This is a genomic window from Agromyces sp. 3263 (assembly GCF_031456545.1).
Taxonomy (GTDB): domain Bacteria; phylum Actinomycetota; class Actinomycetes; order Actinomycetales; family Microbacteriaceae; genus Agromyces.
Map to the genome: position 1 here is coordinate 379,373 of NZ_JAVDUV010000002.1, position 19,504 is coordinate 398,876.

Consider the following 19,504-nt stretch of genomic DNA (forward strand, 5'->3'; position numbering starts at 1 on the left):
GTGTACGCTGCGTGTCCGAGCGACCGCCGAGCGCACCCGTGGGTAGACTCGCGGGGCTCGGAGGGGGCCCTGTGCGACGCGGATGGAAGGCGACGGCGGGAGCGGCCGTACTGCTCGCGCTCCTCGCCGTGCCCCCTGCGACGGCGTTCGCCGAGGACTATCCCACGTGGGATCAGGTGCAGGCCGCGAAGGCCGACGTGGCGTCGCGTGAAGCGGAGGCGAGCCGCATCACCGCGTTCGTCGACGGACTCGAGGCCGAAGCCGGACGGCTGGGCGATGCCGCCGTCGCCGCCGCCGCGGCCTCCGCTGTCGCCGAGGCCGCGCGTGCCGACGCCGAGGCACGGGCGAGCACCCTTCGTGCGGCGGCGGATGCGGCGACGGCGACGGCCGAGGACGCCGCCGCGCGGCTCGGTCGCGTCGGCGCGGTCCTCGCACGGTCGGGCGGCGCCGACGTGACATTGCGACTGCTCTTCGCCCGAGGCGACCAGGCCGACCTGCTCGTGGGGCTGTCGCGGGCGGCACAGCTCACGAACCTCTTCGGCGGGGTCGCGGCGCGCGCGAAGGCGACGCGAGCGGATGCCGCGGCGCTGAGCGCCCAAGCGGCGGTCGCCGAAGCCGAGCGCACCCGGCTCGCCGCGGAGGCGGCTGCGGCCTCAGCGGCCGCAGAGGCCGCGCACGAGGCGGCCGAGGCCCAGGTGGCGGAGCAGCAGGCCGTGCTCGACACGCTCTACGCGCAGCTCGCGAGCCTCCGCGACCGGTCGGTCGACCTCGAACGCCAGTTCCGCATCGGCGAGCAGGCGGCTCAGGAGCGCGCCGCGCGCGAAGCCGCCGCGGCGGCAGCCGCTGCCGCGACGGCGGGCGTGGGCGGCGGCGGGGCACCCCCGCCCGGCGTCGTGGTCGACCGCGCGGCCGCCAAGTCGTACGCGGCGGGACGCCTCCCTGCCTACGGCTGGGGCTCCGACCAGTTCCGGTGCCTCGACCTCCTCTGGACGAGGGAATCCGGATGGCGCGCCGACGCGTACAACGCCTCGAGCGGCGCCTATGGCATCCCGCAGTCGCTGCCCGGCAGCAAGATGGCCAGCGCCGGCGCCGACTGGCGCACGAACGCCGCCACCCAGATCGACTGGGGCCTCGGCTACATCGACGCCCGGTACGGCTCCCCTTGCGCAGCATGGGCCCACTCGGAGGCCACCAACTGGTACTGATGGCCGATCATGGACTGATGGCCGATCACGACGAACGCGAGGTGTTCCGCCGGCACGGCGCCGAGGGGGCGTTGCTGCTGGGCGGCGGCGCCGCGATCCTCCTCCAGCTCGCCGATCCGCGCGTCGCGCGGGGCGTCGCCCGGCACAGCGGCTTCCAGGAGCGTCCGCTCGACCGGCTGCTCGGCACGCTCGACTACGTGTACGCCATCGGCTTCGGCGACGACGAGCTCGCCCGCGATGCGGCGCGACGGGTGAACGCACGGCACGCCCCGGTCCGAGGCGGCGCGACCGACGACGGGCCGTCGTACAGCGCCTTCGACGCCGACGCGCAGCGCTGGGTCGCCTCCACGCTGCTCGCCATGGCCCTCGCGGTGCACGAGCGCGTGTGGGGTCGGCTCGACACGGCGAGCGCCGATGCCGTCGTCCGCGGGTACGCCCGCCTCGGCACGAGCCTGCAGGCCGCCGGCAGCGGGTGGCCCGACACGCGGGCGGAATTCGACGAGTGGTGGGCCGAGCGGGTGCGCCGGCTCGAGGTCGGCGAGGAGGCGCGCACCGTCGCGCGTGCGCTGATGTCGGGCACGTCCGCGCTGCCGCCAGGCAGCCGCGTCCTCCTGCCGCCCGTGCGCCTGCTGACCGCCGCGCTCCTGCCGTCCGGCATCCGTGACGCCTACGGGTTCCGATACACGCCGCGTGCGGCGCGGGTCGCCGACGAGTGGTTCCGCGCGATCTCGCTGTTCTACCCTCGGCTCCCTCGGGGGGTGCGGCACGCCCCGATGCGCGCCTCGCTTCGTCGCGCACGTCGTCGCAGCCGCTACGCTGGGCATGAGCCACGAGGACGACGATGACCCAGCAGACACCGCACCGCAGCGACGCGCTCGACAGCATCGATCGACGCATCGTCGCCGAGCTGAGCCGCGACGGCCGGCTCTCCGTCCGCACCCTGGCCGAGCGGGTGCACATCTCCCGCACCGCCGCGCACAACCGCGTCCAGCAGCTGCAGAAGCGCGGCGTGATCACGGGCTTCGGAGCCCAGATCGACCGCAAGGCGATCGGCCTGAACATCTCGGCACTCGTCGTCGTGCGAATCGGAGAGGTGTCCTGGGAGGAAATCGCGGCGAAGCTCGCCACCCTTCCCTTCGTCGAGAAGGTGCAGGCCGTCTCCGGCGACATCGACATCATGCTCACGGTGAGCGCACCCGACCATGAGCAGCTCAGCCAGGCGATCCTCCGCGACATCCACGACATGCCCGGCGTCGTGTCGACGCGGTCGCACCTGATCCTCGCCGAACTCGAGGGCCACCCGCCCGCGCAGACCCTGGACATCTGGCGCACCTGAGCCCCCGTGACGTGGACGCGCGGCAACGCTTTGCCCGCGCCGCAGCCGTTCGTTCACGCTTCCGCTCGACGCGCCACGCGCGAGCGCAGACTGTCGCACCATGGCCGTATGAGCCTCAACGTCGAGCACCAGAGCGTCCGAACCCTCCCGTCGGAGAAGCCGATCCGGCTCCTCGACAACGCGGGCCACGCGGTGCACGGCGCGGCAGCCGGCGGCTTCGAGCTGCCCGAGCTCGACACGCTCCTCGAGCTCTACCGTCGCATGGTCATCGCCCGCCGGTTCGACGTGCAGGTCACGGCGCTCACCAGGCAGGGCCGGCTCGCCACCTACCCGTCGGCCTACGGCCAGGAGGCGTGCGAGATCGGCGCGATCTCGGCGATCGAGGCGCGCGACTGGTTCTTCCCGACCTACCGCGACAGTATCGCGCTGCTCACGCGCGGCATCGAGCCCGGCGACATCCTGCAGTCGTTCCGCGGCGACTGGCACAACGGGTACGACCAGCACGCGCACCGCACCGCCTCGCAGGCGACGCCCCTCGCCACGCAGGCGCTGCACGCGGTGGGCCTCGCGCACGCGGCGCGGCTCCGGCAGGACCCGATCGTGACCATGACCTACCTCGGCGACGGCGCCACGAGCGAGGGCGACGCCCACGAGGCGTTCAACTTCGCGGCGGTCTGGCAGACCCCGACCGTCTTCCTGGTGCAGAACAACCAGTTCGCGATCAGCGTGCCGTTGTCACGCCAGACGCGTGCGGCCACGCTCGCCGACAAGGCCGTCGGGTACGGCATGCCCGGCTACCACGTCGACGGGAACGACGTCGCGGCGGTCTACGCGGTCACCCGCGCCGCGGTCGAACGGGCTCGAGCCGGCGGCGGCCCGACGCTCATCGAGGGCCTCACCTACCGCATCGAGGCGCACACGAACTCCGACGACCCGACCCGCTACCGTCTGGCCCGCGACGTCGAGCACTGGAAGCGCCGCGACCCCATCGAGCGGCTCGAGAAGTACCTCGTGTCCGAGGGCGCGCTGTCCGAGTCCATGCGAGCCGAGATCACGGATGCCGCGGAGTCGGTCGCCGCGCACACGCGCGACCTGATGACCGTCGAAGCCGAGATCGACCCCCTCGAGCTCTTCGACCATGTCTACGCCCGTCCGCGTGCGGCTCTCCTCGAACAGCGGGCACGCCTCGAGGCCGAGCTCGCCGACGCCGCGATCCACGCCGCCCAGCCCGGCGCGGCCCAGCCCGCAGGAGCCGCCCGATGACCGCCACCACGACCGAGCAGGCGGCGCCCCAGGCATCCGCGCCGACGCAACTCACCATGGCCGGCGCCCTGAACGCCGCCCTCCGCGACGCGATGGCCGCCGACGACCGGGTCGTCGTCTACGGCGAGGACGTCGGCCCCCTCGGCGGTGTCTTCCGTGTCACCGACGGCCTCCAGGCGCAGTTCGGCGAGGACCGCATCTGGGATTCGCCCCTGGCCGAGTCGGGCATCATCGGCACGGCGATCGGCATGGCGATGTACGGCATGCGTCCCGTCGTGGAGATGCAGTTCGACGCGTTCAGCTACCCGGCGTTCGAGCAGATGGTCTCGCACGTCGCGAAGATGCGGAACCGCACGAAGGGCCGGATGTCGCTGCCCATGGTCGTGCGCATCCCCTGCGCCGGCGCGATCGGCGGCGTGGAGCACCACTCGGACTCCTCGGAGGCGTACTGGACCGCCACGCCCGGCCTGACCGTCGTGATGCCCTCCAATCCGGCCGACGCCTACTCGATGCTGCGCGAGGCGATCGACGGCGACGACCCGGTCGTCTTCATGGAGCCCAAGAGCCGGTACTGGTCGAAGGCGCCGGTCGCCCTGCCGGTCACGACCGCGCCGATGGATCGCGCCGTCGTCGTGCGCGAGGGCACCGACGTCACCCTGCTCGCGTACGGCCCCACGGTGCGCACCGCGCTCGAGTCCGCCGATGCCGCCGCCGCCGAGGGCCTCTCGATCGAGGTCGTCGACCTGCGCAGCCTCTCCCCCTTCGACGACGAGACGGTCGGGGCATCCGTGCGCAAGACCTCGCGGGCCGCGGTCATCCACGAGGCGGCCCAGTTCGGCGGCTACGGCGCTGAGGTGGCCGCGCGCGTGACCGAGCGGAACTTCCACCACCTCGCCGCGCCGGTGCTGCGCATCACCGGGTTCGACATCCCGTTCCCCTCGCCGAAGCTCGAGGAGTTCCACCTTCCGACGCCCGACCGGGTCCTGGCCGCGCTCGACACCTGGGAGTGGGACGACTGATGGGACGCGACTTCATCCTGCCCGACCTGGGCGAGGGCCTCACCGAGGCGGAGATCGTCGCCTGGCTCGTGCAGCCCGGCGACGAGGTCGTCATCGACCAGCCCGTCGTCGAGCTCGAGTCGGCCAAGTCGGTCGTGCAGCTGCCCACCCCGTTCGCAGGCGTCGTCGAGTCGCTCGGCGGCGAGACCGGCCAGGTGCTCCATGCCGGCAGCGTGCTCATGACGCTCGCCCCGGTGGGCGCGGCGGTCGAGACGGCGACGAATGCCCCGAATGCCGCGGCCGCGTCGGCGGCTGCTGCCCCGGCATCCGCGCCACCCGTCGCCGCCGAGCCCGGAATCGCCGTGCCCCTCGACACGGCCACCGAGGAGTCGGGCGCCGTGCTCATCGGCTACGGCACCCGCGCGACCACCGCGACCGCTCGCCCGTCGGGCGCGCCCACGAGGTTCGGCCGCCGCGGATCCTCGGCCGCGCCCGGCGCGAGCACGCCTCCGCCCCGCCCGGTCGCGCCGCCTCCGCCTTCGCGCCTGGATCCGGAGCGCCGCTCCCCCGTCGTCTCGCCGATCGTGCGCCGCATCGCACGGGAGCACGGCTTCGACGCGAGCCAGCTCGACGGCTCGGGCCCCGATCACCTGGTGATGCGCCGCGACGTCGAGGCGTTCCTCCGCGAGATCCAGGCTGCGTCGGATGCCGCCACGGGCCCCGGAGCGTCGTCGGCGCCCCCCGCCGACCACGTCTCGGCGACCCCGCAGCCCGCACCCGTGCCATCCTCCGCCCCGTCGACGCCGGATGCCGCGACCGACCGTCGCGTGCCGCTCGATCGCATGGGCCGCGCCGCCGCCGCGCACTTCTCACGCTCGCGGCGCGAGATCCCCGAGGCGACCGTGTGGATGGACGTCGACGCGACCGGGCTGCTCGCCGCGCGGCGCGAGCTGCAGGAGGCGACCGGCGAGCGCTTCGGCGTCACGGCGCTCGTGGCCAGGTTCGCCGTGGCAGGCCTGGCGCGGCATCCGCTGCTCAACTCCAGCTTCGACGCTGAGCGCGACGAGATCGTCGTGCACGGTGCCGTGAACCTCGGCATCGCCGCGCAGACGCCACGGGGCCTGCTCGTGCCCGTCGTCCACGGCGCCGACCACCTCACGCTCCGCACGCTCCGCGATGCCATCGGGGCACGCAGCGAGGAGGCGGCGACCGGCGCCTTCCCGCCCGCCGCCCTGCAGGGCGGCACCTTCACGCTGAACAACTACGGCACGCTCGGGGTCGACGGCTCCGCGGCGATCATCAACCACCCCGAGGCGGCGATGCTCGGGATCGGACGGCTCGTGCAACGCCCGTGGGTCGTCGACGGCGAGCTCGCCGTGCGCACGGTCACCGAGCTCACGCTCTCGTTCGATCACCGCGTGTGCGATGGTGCTGAGGCTGCGGCATTCCTCACGTACGTCGCGGGATGCATCGAGCGGCCGGTGTCGGTGCTCGCCGAGCTCTGACGGGGCCGGCCGCACGGCACGGCACGGCACGCCTGGTCGACCTCCAACGCGCCGGCGGGCCGACGGATCAGAAGAACTCGTCGGGCGTGCCCGCGGCGCGCTCGATGTCGCGCGTCTCCTGGCCGGCAGCGCGCAGCTTCGCCACGGCGACCCTGAGGCCCGACTCCATCTGCGCCGCCCACGCGTCGGACTCGCGAGCGCTGGCCTCCGCCGCCCGAGCGCGTGCCTCCGACGCCTCCGCAGAGCTGCGAGCGTCGCTGACTTGGCGGAGCGCGAGCGAGATGCCGTAGTACGCCGCCACCATGGTCGCGATGGGAGCCGCGATGACCGCGAGGGCGCTGATCGCCGCACCGGTCGGGCTGAACGCGATGAGCAGGGCGAACGCGAGGAACAGCACCACGATTCCGACGAGCACGACGAGCATGAACCGCAGGTCGCGGCTCCACGCGGGCGAAGCCGCGCGCGGGCCTCGCGGAGTCGGGCTCTCCTGCGCGGCACCGGAGGCGGGCAGCACCACGGTCGTGTCGTCACCGGAGACCTGACCACCGGGTGCCCCTGGCTGGTCGACGATCGGACGTGAGTACGCGTCGCTCATTGGTTCCCCGCTCCCTTGGATGGATGACCCCCCAATTGTGGGCCGCTCTCTGGGACCGGTCAAGGAAGCGCGCCGTCGGCCCGTCGGGCTCAGGCCGCCTGGGCCTCGGCGAGTCCTCGCTCGATGACGGCGATCACCGCGGGATCGTCGGGCTGCACGGCAGGCCGGAAGCGGACGACCTCGCCGTCCGGCAGCACCACGAACTTCTCGAAGTTCCACTTGACCCGACCGGTCTTGCCCGCGGCATCCGGAACCTTCGTGAGCTCCGCGTAGAGCGGATGCCGGTGCCGGCCGTTCACCCGCACCTTGTCCATGAGCGGGAAGCTCACGCCGTACGTCATCGAGCAGAATTCCTTGATGTCCTCGGCGGATCCCGGCTCCTGGCCGGCGAACTGGTTGCAGGGGAACCCGAGCACCGTGAAGCCCCGCGGGCCGTACTCGCGCTGGAGCGCCTCGAGCTTCTCGTACTGCGGTGTCAGCCCGCACCTCGATGCGACGTTCACCACCATCACGACCTGGTCGCCGTAGTCGGCGAGCGAGGCGGTGCCGCCGTCGATGGTCGTGATGGGGATGTCTCGGATGTCCACCTCACGAGCCTAACCCGCGCTATTCGTTCAACCGCCGAACGAGCCCGAATGCGACCCCTTCACGCTCGATCCGAAGCCGCCGGACTTCGCCGACGAGCCGAAGCCGCCCGACAGCGGCGCCCGCTCGCCGACCTTCGCGCCGGCTGGGGCGCGCTCGACGACGTCGGAGTGCGCCGTGGACCCCGGCTTGGCGAACCCGCCGCCGGTCACGGGCGCCCAGGAGCTGACACGCGACGAGTCCCAGCGGGAACCGGAGAACAGGAGCGGACCGAGCCACAGGCCGGCGCCGTAGTGACCGCGGTAGCCGTCGGACGATTCGCACAGCTGGTCGGGCGAGGCGTCCACCGCCGTGCCCTCTGCCCGGAGCAACCGGATCTGCTCCGAGACATCCGCGATGCAGTCGTCCTTCGAGGCGTACACGGGGCGTTCCGTGCCGTCGGGGAGGATGTACTCCTCGCCGTCGGCACCCGACACGACCACGCCGTCCTCGGGGAACGGCGAACAGCCGGCGAGGAGCAGCATGGCGCCGGCCATGCCGATGGCGGCGACCACCCGCGGAGCCGGGGCCCGGGTCGCCCCGGAGACCTCGACCAGCGCCGACCGGCGGCGTGCAGTGGGGCTCATCGCGACTCCTCGGGATCGATGATGAAATGCGGTACGAACTCGGCCAGGTCGCCGGTGATGGGCCCGCTCGTCTCACGGACGTCGATGCCGGCCGGCGTCTCGCCCACCACCCAGGATCCGATGACGACGGTCCTGCCGTCGATGCGAGCGAGGTCGGCACGCTGCTGGTACACGAATCCCGTGTCGCCGTAGTCGCCCCCGTTGGAGGCGATCTCGGCACCCGACGCATCGAGCATCGTGACGTTGGCTCCCTCGCGCCCCAGCTTCGGCTTCGAGACGTAGGCCGTCCCGGAGAGCGGCTCGGGCGTCGCCGACGCGGGAAGGAGGAGCGGATGGCCCGGGAAGAGCTCCCAGAGCACGACGAGCAACTGCTTGTTGGACAGGAGCATCTTCCAGATCGGCTCGACCCACACGGTCGAGTCGCGCGTGGACTCGAGGAATCCGGCGAACTGCTCCTGGGCCATCCACTCCCAGGGATACAGCTTGAAGATCTGCCGGATCGGCTCCCCGTCGGGGTCGACGAACCGGTGGGCGTCGACATCGAACCGGATGTCCTCCACGAAGATGAGCTTCGTGTCGAAGCCCGCCTGCTTCGCCGTCTCGGCCATGTACGCCACCGTGTCGGCGTCTTCGACGATGAGCTCGCCGTCGCCCGCGTCGTGCAGCGAGGCGAGATGCAGCCGCGCTCCGGCCGCCACGCCGAGGCGAGCCGTCCTGATGTGCTCCCACTGCTCGACGAGGAGCTCGTGCAGCAGGTTGAACTGGTCGGCGTCCTGGCCGCGCGTCTCCACCAGCCACTGCCACTGCGCGGCAGCCGACTCCACGAGCGAGGTCGGCGTGTCGGCGTTGAACTCGAGGAGCTTGATGGTGTCCTGGCCGTCGTAGGCGAGGTCGAAGCGGCCGTACACGGTCGGGTCGTCCTCATCCCACGAACGCGCGACCAGGTCGTGCAGCGGCGTGGGGATGCCGAACTCGGCGAAGCGGCGGGTGCGCACGAGATGTTCGACCGCGTCCATGCACCGGTCGAACAATTCTCGTGTCGCCTGCTCGAAGGCGTCGATCTCGGCCATCGTGAAGCCGTAGGCGGCCTCTTCCTGCCAATACGGACGCCCGCCTTCGGAAGGCAGGTCGTAGAACGTGAAGCCGATGCGATCGAACCGCCCACGCCAGTCGGCACGTGGCGTGGAGGAGGTGCGGATCACGTGAGTCCTTCGGGGTCGCGGCACCACGGACAGGAATGGCCGGTCCCGAGAGGGAACCGGCCGAACCGAATGAATGGTGGATCTGAGGGGACTCGAACCCCTGACCCCCTGCATGCCATGCAGGTGCGCTACCAGCTGCGCCACAGACCCGTGCGCCCCGTTCGGGGCAACGAATTGAGCTTACACCAGCCTCGCCCTTCGAAAGAAATCGAGGCGGCCTCAGCCGGCGGATGCCGCGGGCGTCAGTTCTCGCGCGCGAGCAGGGGTGCGACCGGCAGGGCCGGGCAGTCCAGCCAGAGCCGCTCCAGACCGTAGTAGAGGCGCTCCTCCCGGTGGAACACGTGCACCACGAGCCCGCCGAAGTCGAGCAGGATCCATCGGCCCGCGGCGTGACCCTCGCGGTGCAGGGTCTTCGCCCCGGCCTCGCGCAGCACGTCTTCGACCTCGTCGGCGATCGCGACGACGTTGCGCTCCGAATTGCCCGTGACGAGGAGGAAGACGTCGGCGAACGGCAGCGGTCCCGACACGTCGAGGGCGACGAGGTCCTCGCCGCCCTTCGAATCCGCTGCGGGCGCCGCGAGGGCGAGCGACTCGAGTGCCTGGTCGGATGCGGTCATGCGTTCACTTCCGGATGGTGGTGCGGTGGCGGACTCAGAAGAGCCCGGTCAGTGCACCGATGACGAGGGTGGCGACGACGCCGAGCGCGAGCACGCCGGCGGTCACGGCGAGCACGAGCGGAACGTTCATGCCCTCCTTCTTCGGCGGAGCCATCATGGCCCGCGCGGCGTTCTGGGTGCTGATGGCGCGGGTCGCGGCAACCGGGGCGCCCACGCCGGCGCCGTCCTCGACCTGGTCGAAGAGACGGTCGACGTCGGAGGAGTCGATCTGGCTGGGGTGCACGCCCGTGGCTCCGAAGCTGCGCGGCAGGTCGACGGAGCCGGTGACGATCGTCTCGCCGCTCGCCGCCAGCGAGCCGCCCATCGGCCCGTGGTCGGGAAGGGTCGGCAGGATGAGCGCGTTCGTCGTGGTCGGCACGCCGTGACTCACGCCGCCGCGCGACAGCAGCTGGTCGAACGGTTCGGCCCGGTCGACCGGGGCGTTGAGCTGGTCGGTCCAGTGTCCGACCGGCCTCGGCGCGATGAGGGGTTCGTCGGCGATCGCGGCGTCGGCGACCTGGTGAGGGGCGGGCGCCCGCAGGGGCGTGGGCTTCGGCGCGAACGGATCGAATCCGGTGTGCCCCTGGCCCGGCGCTGCCTGCGGAGCCGGCATAGAGGGCTGCTCGGCCTCATCGCCGAAGTCGAGCTCGTCGAACGCGCCCGTCGAGTTCGCGTCGAGCATCGCGCGCAGCTCGCGGCGGGTGAGCGTGCGCTCGGGGGTCATGGCCGTATCGGCACCCATCGGCGGCGGTAGGATCGAGGCGAACGGATCGCCCGCGGGCGTCGCGACGACGGCGCCGCCGAACGGGGAGGCGGGGTCCGCGCCGGCGCCGGCCGACCTGGGGGCGGCGTAGCCCGGCTGGGCCTGGGCAGGCGCGGCGGGCGCGGCAGGCGACGGAGGCTGGACGGGCGGAGCGGCCTGCACCGGCGGCGCTGGCGGGCGCTCGGGCTCGGTCGTCTGCGGCGCGGCAACAACCGGCTGGGCAGGAGCCGCCTGAGCATCCGGGGTCGGCGAAGTCTCCTGCTGCTCACGCAGCCGTTCGCGCTCACGCAACTCGCGGCGCGTCAGCGGGGGTTCCTGCGACGACGTCATTCGACACTCCGATAGAGATGGTGCTTGGAGATGTACTGGACGACCCCATCGGGCACCAAGTACCACACCGGGAATCCCCGGCGCACCCTGTCCCGGCAGTCGGTCGACGAGATCGCAAGTGCCGGAACCTCCAGCAAGCTTACGTCCTGCTCCGGCAATCCCGAAACGGACAGCACGTGTCCCGGCCGACTCACAGCGACGAAATGCGCGAGCCGCCAGAGCTCGTCGACGTCCTTCCATGACAGGATCTGGGCGATCGCGTCGGCCCCGGTGATGAAGTAGAGGTCGGCGTCGGGCCGCTCCTCGTGCAGGTCGCGCAGCGTGTCGATCGTGAACGTGGGCTTGTGGCGGTCGATGTCGACGCGGCTCACGGTGAAGGTCGGATTCGACGCCGTCGCGATGACCGTCATGAGGTACCGGTGCTCGGCCGGCGTGACGTCGGCCTTGTAGCTCGGCGCGCCCGTGGGCACGAACATGACCTCGTCGAGGCCGAGCGACTGCGCCACCTCGCTCGCGGCCACCAGGTGGCCGTGATGGATGGGGTCGAACGTGCCGCCCATCACGCCGATGCGTGGCCGACCGTTCTCACCCGTCATCGCGCGGAGGCCCGCTCAGTGCCCGCCGTGCTCGCTCCCGCCGTGACGAGCGGCGTAGGCCTCGGCCTTCGCGCGGTGGCGGTTGGCCACGTCGCGGTAGGACGCCGCGACGAACGCCAGGGCGGCGAAGATGATGATCGCGACGACGCCGTACATGAACGGCTCCATCGGGAGCTCTCTCGCGTGCACCGTCTCGGTGAGTACCGTGCCGGTCAGCACTGCGGTCGTGAGGCTCATTCGCCGTTCCTTTCGATCCTGCGGGTGTCGCTCGTGACAGTCTAGCGACGTCAGGCGCGCACGTGCCCGGCCCCGCGCACGATCCACTTCGTGCTGGTGAGCTCGGGCAGCCCCATGGGGCCGCGGGCGTGCAGCTTCTGCGTGGAGATGCCCACCTCGGCACCGAACCCGAACTCGGCGCCGTCGGTGAACCGGGTGGACGCGTTGACCATGACGGCCGCGGCATCCACCTCGTTGAGGAACCGCTCGGCGTTGCCGAGGTCGTTCGTGACGATCGACTCGGTGTGCTTGGTGGAGTAGCGCCGGATGTGCGCGAGCGCGTCGTCGAGCGAGTCGACGATGCCCACGGAGAGGTCGAGGCTCATGTGCTCGGTGGCCCAGTCCTCGTCGGTGACCTCGAGGGCCTCCGGGCGCAGCGACCGCACGCGCTGATCGGCGTGGATGGTGACGCCGGATGCCTCGAGCCGGTCGAGCACGGGCGGAAGCAGCCGCTCGGCCGCCTCCCGGTGCACGAGCAGCGTCTCGAGGGCGTTGCACACGCTGGGGCGCTGCGTCTTCGCGTTGTGCACGAGTTCGACCGCCCAGTCCTCACGCGCGCTCGCGTCGAGGAACATGTGCACCACCCCGGCCCCGGTCTCGATGACCGGCACGCGGGCCTCGTCGACGACCGCCTTGATCAGGCCGGCGCTGCCGCGCGGGATGAGCACGTCGACGAAGTCGCGAGCCTGCATGAGGTGGCGTGCGCCGGCTCGCCCGAAGTCGTCGACGGTCTGCACGCCGTCGGCCGGCAGTCCGACCGCCGCGAGTGCGTCGCGGAGCACGCCGACGAGCACCGCGTTGGTCTGCTCGGCGGCGCTGCCGCCGCGCAGCACGACGGCGTTGCCGCTCTTCAGCGCGAGCACGGCGATGTCGATGGTCACGTTGGGGCGGGCCTCGTAGATCGCACCGACGACGCCGAGCGGCACGCGCACCTGGTCGATGCGCACGCCGCTCGGAAGCGAGCGGCCGCTCACGGTCTCGCCCACGGGGTCGGTGAGGGCGATCACCTCGAGCACGGCGTCGGCGAGGGCGCCGATGCGTACGGGATCGAGCGTCAGCCGATCGAGGAGCCCCGCGGCGAGGCCGCCCGCCCGCCCGGCTTCGAGGTCGAGCGCGTTGGCGGCGACGATCTCGTCGGTGCGCTCGCGGAGGAGCGAGGACACCTGGGCGAGCGCAGCGTCCTTCTCGGATGTCGTCGCGCGCGCGAGCCGATAGGACGCCTCCTTCGCAGCGGCGAGGCGCGCGTCGATCACCGTGGTGTCGAGGTCGGGGTGCTCCATGCGACCAGCCTAGGCGAGGTCGGATTCGCCGCCTCGAGTGTGACGATCGGGTGCCGCATCGAACCACGTGCCGATCTCGGCACCCGCGAGGGCGTCGGCGACGAGCGGGGTGGCCGTGATGAGCACCGCGGCTCCCGCCTCTGCGGCGATGCGGGCGGCGGAGACCTTCGTCTCCGCTCCCCCGGTGCCGACGCCGGCACGTCCCACCGACCCGATCTCGACGCCGGCAAGCTCGTCGCCGAACGCGACGTGCGCGATCCGCTCGGCTCCCTCGAGGTGCGGCGGCCGTGTGTACAGGGCGTCCACGTCGGAGAGCAGCACGAGCAGGTCGGCGCCGATGAGCTCGGCGACGAGGGCCGCGAGCCGGTCATTGTCGCCGAAGCGGATCTCGTGGGTCGCGACGGTGTCGTTCTCGTTCACGATCGGCAGGATGCGAAGCGCGAGGAGGCGGTCCATGGCGCGCTGCGCGTTCGAGCGCGGCGTGGCGTGCTCGAGGTCGCCCGCGGTGAGGAGCACTTGGCCGGCGACGATGCCGTAGCGGTCGAGCGAGTCCTGGTAGCGGAACACGAGCAGGTTCTGGCCGACGGATGCCGCGGCCTGCTGTGTGGCGAGGTCGGTGGGCCGCGCGTCGAGCTTGAGGTAGGGCATGCCGGTGGCGATGGCCCCCGAGGAGACGAGCACCACCTCGGTGCCGCGCTCGTGCGCGGCTGCGAGGGCATCGACGAGCGGGCCGATCTGTCCGGCGTTCGCGCCGCTGATCGAGGACGAGCCGACCTTCACGACGATGCGCCGGGCATCGGGGATGTCGGCGCGCGTACGCGGTGTCACCGTTCGCCCTCCCCCGATCCCTCGCCGTCCGCCGGCTGCAGGTCGTCGACGGCGCCCTCGACGTCGGGGTCCTCGCCCCACAGGCCGGCCTCGCGCTCGCGCTGGAGCTCGGCGCGGGCTTCGGCCTTCGCGTCCATGCGCTCGTGGTACTCGGTCTTGCGCTCGGCGCGGGTGGCCCGGCGATTGTCGTCGAGACGGAGGTCCGCGCCGCGCGGGGCGGTGATGAGCTCAGCGGTCGAGGTGAGGGTCGGCTCCCAGTCGAACACGACGCCCGAACCCGGCCCGATGACGACGGTGGATCCGGCGACCGCGCCGGCGCGCACGAGCGCGTCCTCGACGCCGAGCCGCGCCAGGCGGTCGGCGAGGAAGCCGACGGCCTCGTCGTTCGTGAAGTCGGTCTGGTGCACCCAGCGCTCGGGCTTCACGCCGAGCACGCGGTAGAGCGTGCCGTAGCTGCCGCCCTCGGGGCGCACGACGAAGCCGGAGTCGTCGACGGCCTTGGGCCGCATCACGATGCGCTGGGCCTCGGGGGCGGATGCCGCGGCGGCGCGGGCCTCGTCGACGAGCTCGCCGAGCGCGTACCCGAGCTGTCGCAGGCCCTCGTGGCTCACGGTCGAGATCTCGAAGACGCGGTAGCCGCGCCCCTCGAGCTCGGGACGCACGAACTCCGCGAGCTCGCGGGCCTCGGGCACGTCGACCTTGTTCAGCGCGATGAGCTGGGGCCGATCGAGCAGGGGCACCTGGCCCTCGGGCACCGGGTAGGCGGCCAGCTCGGCGAGGATGATCTCGAGGTCGCTCAGCGGGTCGCGTCCGGGCTCGAGCGTCGCGCAGTCGATCACGTGCAGGAGGGCCGAGCATCGCTCGACGTGGCGCAGGAACTCGAGCCCGAGCCCCTTGCCCTCGCTCGCGCCCTCGATGAGGCCGGGCACGTCGGCGACGGTGAACCGGTGGTCACCGGCCTGGACGACGCCGAGATTCGGATGCAGCGTGGTGAACGGGTAGTCGGCGATCTTCGGCCGCGCCGCGGAGAGCGCGGCGATGAGGCTCGACTTGCCAGCCGACGGGAAGCCGACGAGCGCGACATCCGCGATCGTCTTCAGCTCGAGCTTCACCTCGCCCTCGAATCCGGGCGTGCCGAGGAGCGCGAAGCCGGGCGCCTTGCGCTTGGTGCTCGCGAGCGCCGCGTTGCCGAGCCCACCCTGCCCGCCGGGCGCGACGACGAAGCGCATGCCCGGCTCGGTGAGGTCGGCGAGCTCGCTGCCGTCGGGGTCCTTCACGACCGTGCCGACGGGCACCGGGAGCTCGAGGAGCTCGCCGGCCGCGCCCGAGCGGTTGTCGCCCATGCCGGGCTGGCCGTTGTCGGAGGAGCGGTGCGGGCGCCCGTGGTAGGCGAGGAGGGTCGTGACGTTCGGGTCGGCGACGAGCACGATGTCGCCGCCGTGGCCACCGTTCCCGCCGTCGGGGCCCGCGAGGGGCTTGAACTTCTCCCGGCGCACCGAGACGCACCCGTTGCCGCCGTGGCCGGCGCGCACGAACAACGTCACCTGGTCGACGAAGCTGACCATGCCGCATCCCTCCTCACGGGGTGAAAACACGTGAGGGCGAGCCGAAGCCCGCCCTCACAAGACCTGTCGGTCGACTATTCGCCGGCCGCCACGATGTTGACGACCTTGCGGCCGCCCTTGTTGCCGAACTGCACAGCGCCCGCCTCGAGCGCGAAGAGCGTGTCGTCGCCGCCGCGACCCACGCCAGCACCCGGGTGGAAGTGCGTGCCGCGCTGGCGGACGAGGATCTCGCCCGCGCTGACGACCTGGCCGCCGAAGCGCTTCACGCCGAGGCGCTGGGCGTTCGAGTCACGACCGTTGCGAGTGGAGCTCGCTCCCTTTTTGTGTGCCATGTCTGTATCTCCTTGCGGGCCGCTGCTACTTGATGCCGGTGATCTTGACGCGCGTGAGCTCCTGACGGTGGCCCTGGCGCTTCTTGTAGCCGGTCTTGTTCTTGAACTTCTGGATCACGATCTTCGGGCCGCGAAGGTCGTTCAGGACCTCAGCCGTGACCGTGACCTTCGCGAGCGACTTGGCGTCGGAGGTGATCTTCTCGCCGTCGACGAGGAGGACCGGGATGAGCGAGACGTTGCCGTCCTTGTCAGCCTTGATGCGGTCCATCGTCACGATGGTGCCGACTTCGACCTTCTCCTGCCGACCGCCGGCGCGCACTACTGCGTAAACCACTACTCGTACCTATCTCTGGGGAACCCGGGGGTTCCGGCTGTCTGATGGGGTGTCACTGCGCGGGACCCCAGCGGGAAGGAGGGTCGTCACTGCCAGAAAACTGTGCGGGCACACCGGGATAAGCGGTGGCACCAACGGTCGAGTTTACCTGATGCCACAGGGTCGGTCAAACGCGCGTCCCCGGCGAGTCGTGCGAGGCGCCCGCGTAGGATCGGCGGCATGGCCGTGCTCATCGACACCCCGCTCTGGCCGAAGCACGGCACGATGTGGTCGCACCTCGTGAGCGATCGCTCGATCGAGGAGCTTCGCGCCTTCGCGGAGCGCTCGGGGCTGCCTCCGCGTGCGTTCGACCTCGACCACTACGACGTCCCGGTCGAGCGCTACGACGAACTCGTCGCGGCCGGTGCGGAGCCCGTGGCCCCGCGGGAGCTCGTGCGCCGGCTCGCCGCCAGCGGTCTCCGGGTCACGCCGCGCGAGCGACGCGCCCGGAGAACCGGCTCAGCGCTCGGCTGAGTCCGCGGTCGCCGAGCCGTCGGCACGCGTGATCACCGGGGCGGCGCCCGCGGTGCTCAGCGCGGCGGTCGACACACGTCGGCTGCGCCCGCGGCCCTCACCCGCCTTCTTCGGCGCGGGGAGCGCGTCGAGCACGGAGTCGAGCAGCACCTCGGCCTCGGCGGGACGCACCGTGCGACGGCGCTCGGGCGGGGCCACCGGCGGCAGCTCGACGAGCGGCACCAGCGGCGATCCATCGGATGCCTCGGCAGCCGCCTCGTCGCGCGCGGGCGGCTCGGCGGGCGGTTCGGTCGTCTCGGCGGGGCCCTGCTCCTGGGTCACCCGACGGTGGCGTCCGCGCCGGCGACCGCCGGACGTCGGCTGCTGCTCCGACGGCGAGGCCTCGCCGCCGCGGTTCTGCCGCGCCGTCGGCTCCTCGGCGCCGGTCGTGCTCGCGCCGGGCGCCGTCGCCGCCGCGGCATCCGCCTCGGCCGGCTTGTGCTCGGCGTGGGGAATCGTCGACGCCGCGATCTGCGCGAGGGCGTGCTTCACGTCCTCGGTGATCGCGTGGGTGCCGGTGTGGGCCTTGGGCTCGGTCGACGCCGGCACCGGGGCCTGGTTGCCGCCGTTGCCGTTGCCGTTGCCGCCGTTGCCGCCTCGGCCGCGGCTGCGTCCGCCGCGCTCGACCTGCTGGGCAACCCGGTGCTTCACGATCGGCTCGTGGTGCACGATGATGCCGCGGCCGGCGCAGACCTCGCACGGCTCGGAGAAGGACTCGAGCAGCCCGAGGCCGAGCTTCTTGCGCGTCATCTGCACGAGGCCGAGGGAGGTGACCTCCGCGACCTGGTGCTTGGTGCGGTCGCGGGACAGGCATTCGACGAGCCGGCGCAGCACGAGGTCGCGGTTGGACTCGAGCACCATGTCGATGAAGTCGACCACGATGATGCCGCCGATGTCGCGGAGCCGCAGCTGCCGGACGATCTCCTCGGCCGCCTCGAGGTTGTTCTTCGTGACGGTCTCCTCGAGGTTGCCGCCGGAGCCGACGAACTTGCCCGTGTTCACGTCGACGACCGTCATGGCCTCGGTGCGGTCGATGACCAGCGAGCCGCCGGACGGCAGCCACACCTTGCGATCGAGGGCCTTCTCGATCTGCTCCGAGATGCGGAACTCGTCGAACGCCTCGCGCTCGCCCGTGTAGGCCTCGACCCGCTCGAGCAGGTCGGGCGCGACGGCGCGCAGGTAGCGCTCGATGGTCTCGCGCGCCTCGTCGCCGGCGATGATCATCTTCTGGAAGTCCTCGTTGAAGACGTCGCGGACGATCTTGATGAGCAGGTCGGGCTCGGAGTGCAGGAGCGCCGGTGCCTGGACCTTCTCGAGCTGCGTCGAGATGTCGGCCCACTGGGCGATGAGGCGGTTCACGTCGAGCGTGAGCTGCTCCTCGGTGGCGCCCTCGGCGGCCGTGCGCACGATGACGCCGACGTTGTCGGGAAGCACGTCCTTCAGGATCTTCTTCAGGCGCGCGCGCTCGGTGTCGGGGAGCTTGCGGCTGATGCCGTTCATCGAGCCGTTCGGCACGTACACGAGGTAGCGGCCGGGCAGCGAGACCTGGCTGGTGAGCCGCGCACCCTTGTGGCCCACGGGGTCCTTCGTGACCTGCACGAGCACGCGATCGCCGGGCTTCAGCGCCAGCTCGATCCGGCGGGGCTGGTTCTTCTCGCCGTTCTCGGCGGCAGCGTCCCAGTCGACCTCGCCCGAGTACAGCACGGCGTTGCGGCCGCGGCCGATGTCCACGAAGGCGGCCTCCATGCTGGGCAGCACGTTCTGCACGCGGCCGAGGTAGACGTTGCCGATGAGCGACGCCTCCTGGTTGCGCGCGACGTAGTGCTCGACGAGCACGCCGTCCTCGAGGACGCCGATCTGGATCCGGCCGCCCTTCTCGCGGACGATCATCTGGCGGTCGACCGACTCCCGGCGGGCGAGGAACTCGGCCTCGGTGATGACCGCGCGGCGGCGGCCCGCGTCGCGACCGTCACGCCGGCGCTGCTTCTTCGCCTCGAGCCGGGTGGAGCCCTTGACCTTCTGCGGCTCCGTGATGAGCTCGGGCTCGCGGGGCTTGCGCACCTTGACGACCGTGTTGCTGGGCTCGTCGCCCGCAGGGCGACCCTCCTCGCCGCTGCGGCGGCGGGTGCGGCGGCGCACGCTCGACGGCTCGTCGGCGGGCGCTCCACCCTCTCGCTCGTCGCGCTCGGGACGCTCGCTCGGCACCAGCACCGGCGGCGCGTGGAAGATGAGCGAGGTGGTCGTGAGGGTGGCCGGGATCGGTGACGCCGGCGCTGCGGTAGCGGGCTGCGCCGGTGCGTCAGGCGCGTCCGCCACGACCTCGGTGGTCTCCCCGTTCGACGGGTCGACAGCGCCGGTCGCGTGCGCACCTGCGGCGTCCGCCGAGTTCGCCGGGGCGACGGCATCGGACGTCGAGCCCGCCGTCGGGCCCGCATCGACCGCGGATGCCGCGTCGACCGGCTCTGGCGTCAGCGGGGCACGCTCACCGGCACCGCGACCTCGGCCACCGCGTCGTGCGCCGAACAGGCCGCCTCGACGCCTCGGTGTGCTGCTGCCGGATTCGTTCGTGTTGTTCTCGTTGCCTTCCACCATCTCTGGTGCACTCCTACGACGGTGTGGATGGCCGCGCCATCCGCTCCCGTTCTCGTCTCGAGCGGTCCTGCGCCGTGCGCTGGAC

The 19,504-nt window shown here is 72.0% G+C and carries 21 protein-coding genes and 1 tRNA gene; 7 read left to right on the forward strand and 15 right to left on the reverse strand.

The window, feature by feature from the left end:
* The first annotated feature begins 71 nt into the window (after positions 1-71).
* The 6 genes from J2X63_RS14970 (at position 72) to J2X63_RS14995 (ending at position 6,307) form a co-directional block, all read left to right on the forward strand.
* The gene (locus J2X63_RS14970) at positions 72-1,205 is read left to right on the forward strand and encodes a hypothetical protein (RefSeq protein ID WP_309978657.1); all 1,134 of its coding nucleotides are present in this window, start codon (positions 72-74) and stop codon (positions 1,203-1,205) included.
* A 17-nt stretch (positions 1,206-1,222) separates the two neighbouring features.
* Positions 1,223-2,050, forward strand: coding sequence for an oxygenase MpaB family protein (locus J2X63_RS14975; RefSeq protein WP_309978659.1), 828 nt, complete (start codon positions 1,223-1,225; stop codon positions 2,048-2,050).
* Positions 2,047-2,541, forward strand: coding sequence for an Lrp/AsnC family transcriptional regulator (locus tag J2X63_RS14980; RefSeq protein ID WP_309978661.1), 495 nt, complete (start codon positions 2,047-2,049; stop codon positions 2,539-2,541). Before J2X63_RS14975 ends, J2X63_RS14980 begins: the two co-directional genes overlap by 4 nt.
* A gap of 108 nt (positions 2,542-2,649) precedes the next feature.
* Positions 2,650-3,804 (forward strand): pyruvate dehydrogenase (acetyl-transferring) E1 component subunit alpha, encoded by a 1,155-nt coding sequence (gene pdhA, locus J2X63_RS14985; protein ID WP_309978663.1) that lies wholly within the window; start codon positions 2,650-2,652, stop codon positions 3,802-3,804.
* Positions 3,801-4,823 carry an alpha-ketoacid dehydrogenase subunit beta gene (locus tag J2X63_RS14990; RefSeq protein ID WP_309978665.1) on the forward strand — a complete coding sequence of 341 codons (1,023 nt, stop codon included), beginning with the start codon at positions 3,801-3,803 and terminating at the stop codon, positions 4,821-4,823. Before pdhA ends, J2X63_RS14990 begins: the two co-directional genes overlap by 4 nt.
* Positions 4,823-6,307: a dihydrolipoamide acetyltransferase family protein gene (locus J2X63_RS14995; protein WP_309978667.1), complete on the forward strand. Its 1,485-nt coding sequence runs from the start codon at positions 4,823-4,825 to the stop codon at positions 6,305-6,307. The genes J2X63_RS14990 and J2X63_RS14995 overlap by 1 nt, the downstream gene beginning before the upstream one ends.
* 67 nt (positions 6,308-6,374) lie before the next feature.
* Here J2X63_RS14995 and J2X63_RS15000 read toward each other — a convergent pair whose 3' ends face one another.
* The 14 genes from J2X63_RS15000 to rplU all read right to left on the reverse strand — a co-directional run bounded on the left by J2X63_RS15000 (position 6,375) and on the right by rplU (position 16,275).
* Positions 6,375-6,902: a hypothetical protein gene (locus J2X63_RS15000; RefSeq protein ID WP_309978669.1), complete on the reverse strand. Its 528-nt coding sequence runs from the start codon at positions 6,900-6,902 to the stop codon at positions 6,375-6,377.
* Positions 6,903-6,991: 89 nt separating this feature from the next.
* Positions 6,992-7,489, reverse strand: a complete 498-nt coding sequence (locus tag J2X63_RS15005) for a glutathione peroxidase (RefSeq protein WP_309978672.1) — start codon at positions 7,487-7,489, stop codon at positions 6,992-6,994.
* 27 nt (positions 7,490-7,516) lie between these two features.
* Positions 7,517-8,113, reverse strand: a complete 597-nt coding sequence (locus J2X63_RS15010; RefSeq protein ID WP_309978675.1) for a hypothetical protein — start codon at positions 8,111-8,113, stop codon at positions 7,517-7,519.
* Entirely contained in the window at positions 8,110-9,315 is a 1,206-nt protein-coding gene (locus J2X63_RS15015) for a glutathionylspermidine synthase family protein (protein ID WP_309978677.1), read from the reverse strand. The genes J2X63_RS15010 and J2X63_RS15015 overlap by 4 nt, the downstream gene beginning before the upstream one ends.
* Positions 9,316-9,389: 74 nt before the next feature.
* Positions 9,390-9,465, reverse strand: a tRNA-Ala gene (locus J2X63_RS15020).
* 92 nt (positions 9,466-9,557) lie between these two features.
* Entirely contained in the window at positions 9,558-9,932 is a 375-nt protein-coding gene (rsfS, locus tag J2X63_RS15025) for a ribosome silencing factor (RefSeq protein WP_309978679.1), read from the reverse strand.
* A gap of 34 nt (positions 9,933-9,966) precedes the next feature.
* Positions 9,967-11,064, reverse strand: a complete 1,098-nt coding sequence (locus J2X63_RS15030; RefSeq protein ID WP_309978681.1) for a hypothetical protein — start codon at positions 11,062-11,064, stop codon at positions 9,967-9,969.
* A complete protein-coding gene (nadD, locus tag J2X63_RS15035) occupies positions 11,061-11,660 on the reverse strand; it encodes a nicotinate-nucleotide adenylyltransferase (protein ID WP_309978683.1) in 600 nt (199 codons plus the stop codon). Before nadD ends, J2X63_RS15030 begins: the two co-directional genes overlap by 4 nt.
* Before the next feature lie 15 nt (positions 11,661-11,675).
* Positions 11,676-11,897: a hypothetical protein gene (locus tag J2X63_RS15040; RefSeq protein WP_309978685.1), complete on the reverse strand. Its 222-nt coding sequence runs from the start codon at positions 11,895-11,897 to the stop codon at positions 11,676-11,678.
* A 50-nt stretch (positions 11,898-11,947) separates the two neighbouring features.
* A complete protein-coding gene (locus J2X63_RS15045) occupies positions 11,948-13,216 on the reverse strand; it encodes a glutamate-5-semialdehyde dehydrogenase (RefSeq protein ID WP_309978687.1) in 1,269 nt (422 codons plus the stop codon).
* A gap of 9 nt (positions 13,217-13,225) precedes the next feature.
* On the reverse strand, positions 13,226-14,044 hold the full coding sequence (proB, locus tag J2X63_RS15050; RefSeq protein ID WP_309978689.1) for a glutamate 5-kinase: 819 nt from the start codon (positions 14,042-14,044) through the stop codon (positions 13,226-13,228).
* Positions 14,041-15,609 carry a GTPase ObgE gene (obgE, locus tag J2X63_RS15055; RefSeq protein WP_309978691.1) on the reverse strand — a complete coding sequence of 523 codons (1,569 nt, stop codon included), beginning with the start codon at positions 15,607-15,609 and terminating at the stop codon, positions 14,041-14,043. Before obgE ends, proB begins: the two co-directional genes overlap by 4 nt.
* A 74-nt stretch (positions 15,610-15,683) precedes the next feature.
* On the reverse strand, positions 15,684-15,941 hold the full coding sequence (gene rpmA / locus J2X63_RS15060) for a 50S ribosomal protein L27 (protein ID WP_130352862.1): 258 nt from the start codon (positions 15,939-15,941) through the stop codon (positions 15,684-15,686).
* A 25-nt stretch (positions 15,942-15,966) separates the two neighbouring features.
* On the reverse strand, positions 15,967-16,275 hold the full coding sequence (gene rplU, locus J2X63_RS15065) for a 50S ribosomal protein L21 (protein ID WP_159604957.1): 309 nt from the start codon (positions 16,273-16,275) through the stop codon (positions 15,967-15,969).
* 219 nt (positions 16,276-16,494) lie between these two features.
* On the opposite strand from rplU, the gene J2X63_RS15070 reads away from it, so the two are divergent.
* The gene (locus J2X63_RS15070) at positions 16,495-16,788 is read left to right on the forward strand and encodes a DUF4031 domain-containing protein (protein WP_309978696.1); all 294 of its coding nucleotides are present in this window, start codon (positions 16,495-16,497) and stop codon (positions 16,786-16,788) included.
* On the opposite strand, the gene J2X63_RS15075 is transcribed toward J2X63_RS15070, so the two are convergent.
* Positions 16,774-19,419 carry an Rne/Rng family ribonuclease gene (locus tag J2X63_RS15075; RefSeq protein WP_309978698.1) on the reverse strand — a complete coding sequence of 882 codons (2,646 nt, stop codon included), beginning with the start codon at positions 19,417-19,419 and terminating at the stop codon, positions 16,774-16,776. The two genes, J2X63_RS15070 and J2X63_RS15075, sit on opposite strands and share 15 nt — an antisense overlap.
* Positions 19,420-19,504: the final 85 nt, after the last annotated feature.

What these genes read in the sequence shown, in the direction of transcription:
- J2X63_RS14975 (WP_309978659.1), top strand. Translation starts at nt 1,223, where the DNA reads ATGGCCGATCACGACGAACGCGAGGTGTTCCGCCGGCACGGCGCCGAG.
- J2X63_RS14980 (WP_309978661.1), top strand. Translation starts at nt 2,047, where the DNA reads ATGACCCAGCAGACACCGCACCGCAGCGACGCGCTCGACAGCATCGAT.
- pdhA (WP_309978663.1), top strand. Translation starts at nt 2,650, where the DNA reads ATGAGCCTCAACGTCGAGCACCAGAGCGTCCGAACCCTCCCGTCGGAG.
- J2X63_RS14990 (WP_309978665.1), top strand. Translation starts at nt 3,801, where the DNA reads ATGACCGCCACCACGACCGAGCAGGCGGCGCCCCAGGCATCCGCGCCG.
- J2X63_RS14995 (WP_309978667.1), top strand. Translation starts at nt 4,823, where the DNA reads ATGGGACGCGACTTCATCCTGCCCGACCTGGGCGAGGGCCTCACCGAG.
- J2X63_RS15000 (WP_309978669.1), bottom strand. Translation starts at nt 6,902, where the DNA reads ATGAGCGACGCGTACTCACGTCCGATCGTCGACCAGCCAGGGGCACCC.
- J2X63_RS15010 (WP_309978675.1), bottom strand. Translation starts at nt 8,113, where the DNA reads ATGAGCCCCACTGCACGCCGCCGGTCGGCGCTGGTCGAGGTCTCCGGG.
- rsfS (WP_309978679.1), bottom strand. Translation starts at nt 9,932, where the DNA reads ATGACCGCATCCGACCAGGCACTCGAGTCGCTCGCCCTCGCGGCGCCC.
- J2X63_RS15030 (WP_309978681.1), bottom strand. Translation starts at nt 11,064, where the DNA reads ATGACGTCGTCGCAGGAACCCCCGCTGACGCGCCGCGAGTTGCGTGAG.
- nadD (WP_309978683.1), bottom strand. Translation starts at nt 11,660, where the DNA reads ATGACGGGTGAGAACGGTCGGCCACGCATCGGCGTGATGGGCGGCACG.
- J2X63_RS15040 (WP_309978685.1), bottom strand. Translation starts at nt 11,897, where the DNA reads ATGAGCCTCACGACCGCAGTGCTGACCGGCACGGTACTCACCGAGACG.
- J2X63_RS15045 (WP_309978687.1), bottom strand. Translation starts at nt 13,216, where the DNA reads ATGGAGCACCCCGACCTCGACACCACGGTGATCGACGCGCGCCTCGCC.
- obgE (WP_309978691.1), bottom strand. Translation starts at nt 15,609, where the DNA reads ATGGTCAGCTTCGTCGACCAGGTGACGTTGTTCGTGCGCGCCGGCCAC.
- rpmA (WP_130352862.1), bottom strand. Translation starts at nt 15,941, where the DNA reads ATGGCACACAAAAAGGGAGCGAGCTCCACTCGCAACGGTCGTGACTCG.
- J2X63_RS15070 (WP_309978696.1), top strand. Translation starts at nt 16,495, where the DNA reads ATGGCCGTGCTCATCGACACCCCGCTCTGGCCGAAGCACGGCACGATG.
- J2X63_RS15075 (WP_309978698.1), bottom strand. Translation starts at nt 19,419, where the DNA reads ATGGTGGAAGGCAACGAGAACAACACGAACGAATCCGGCAGCAGCACA.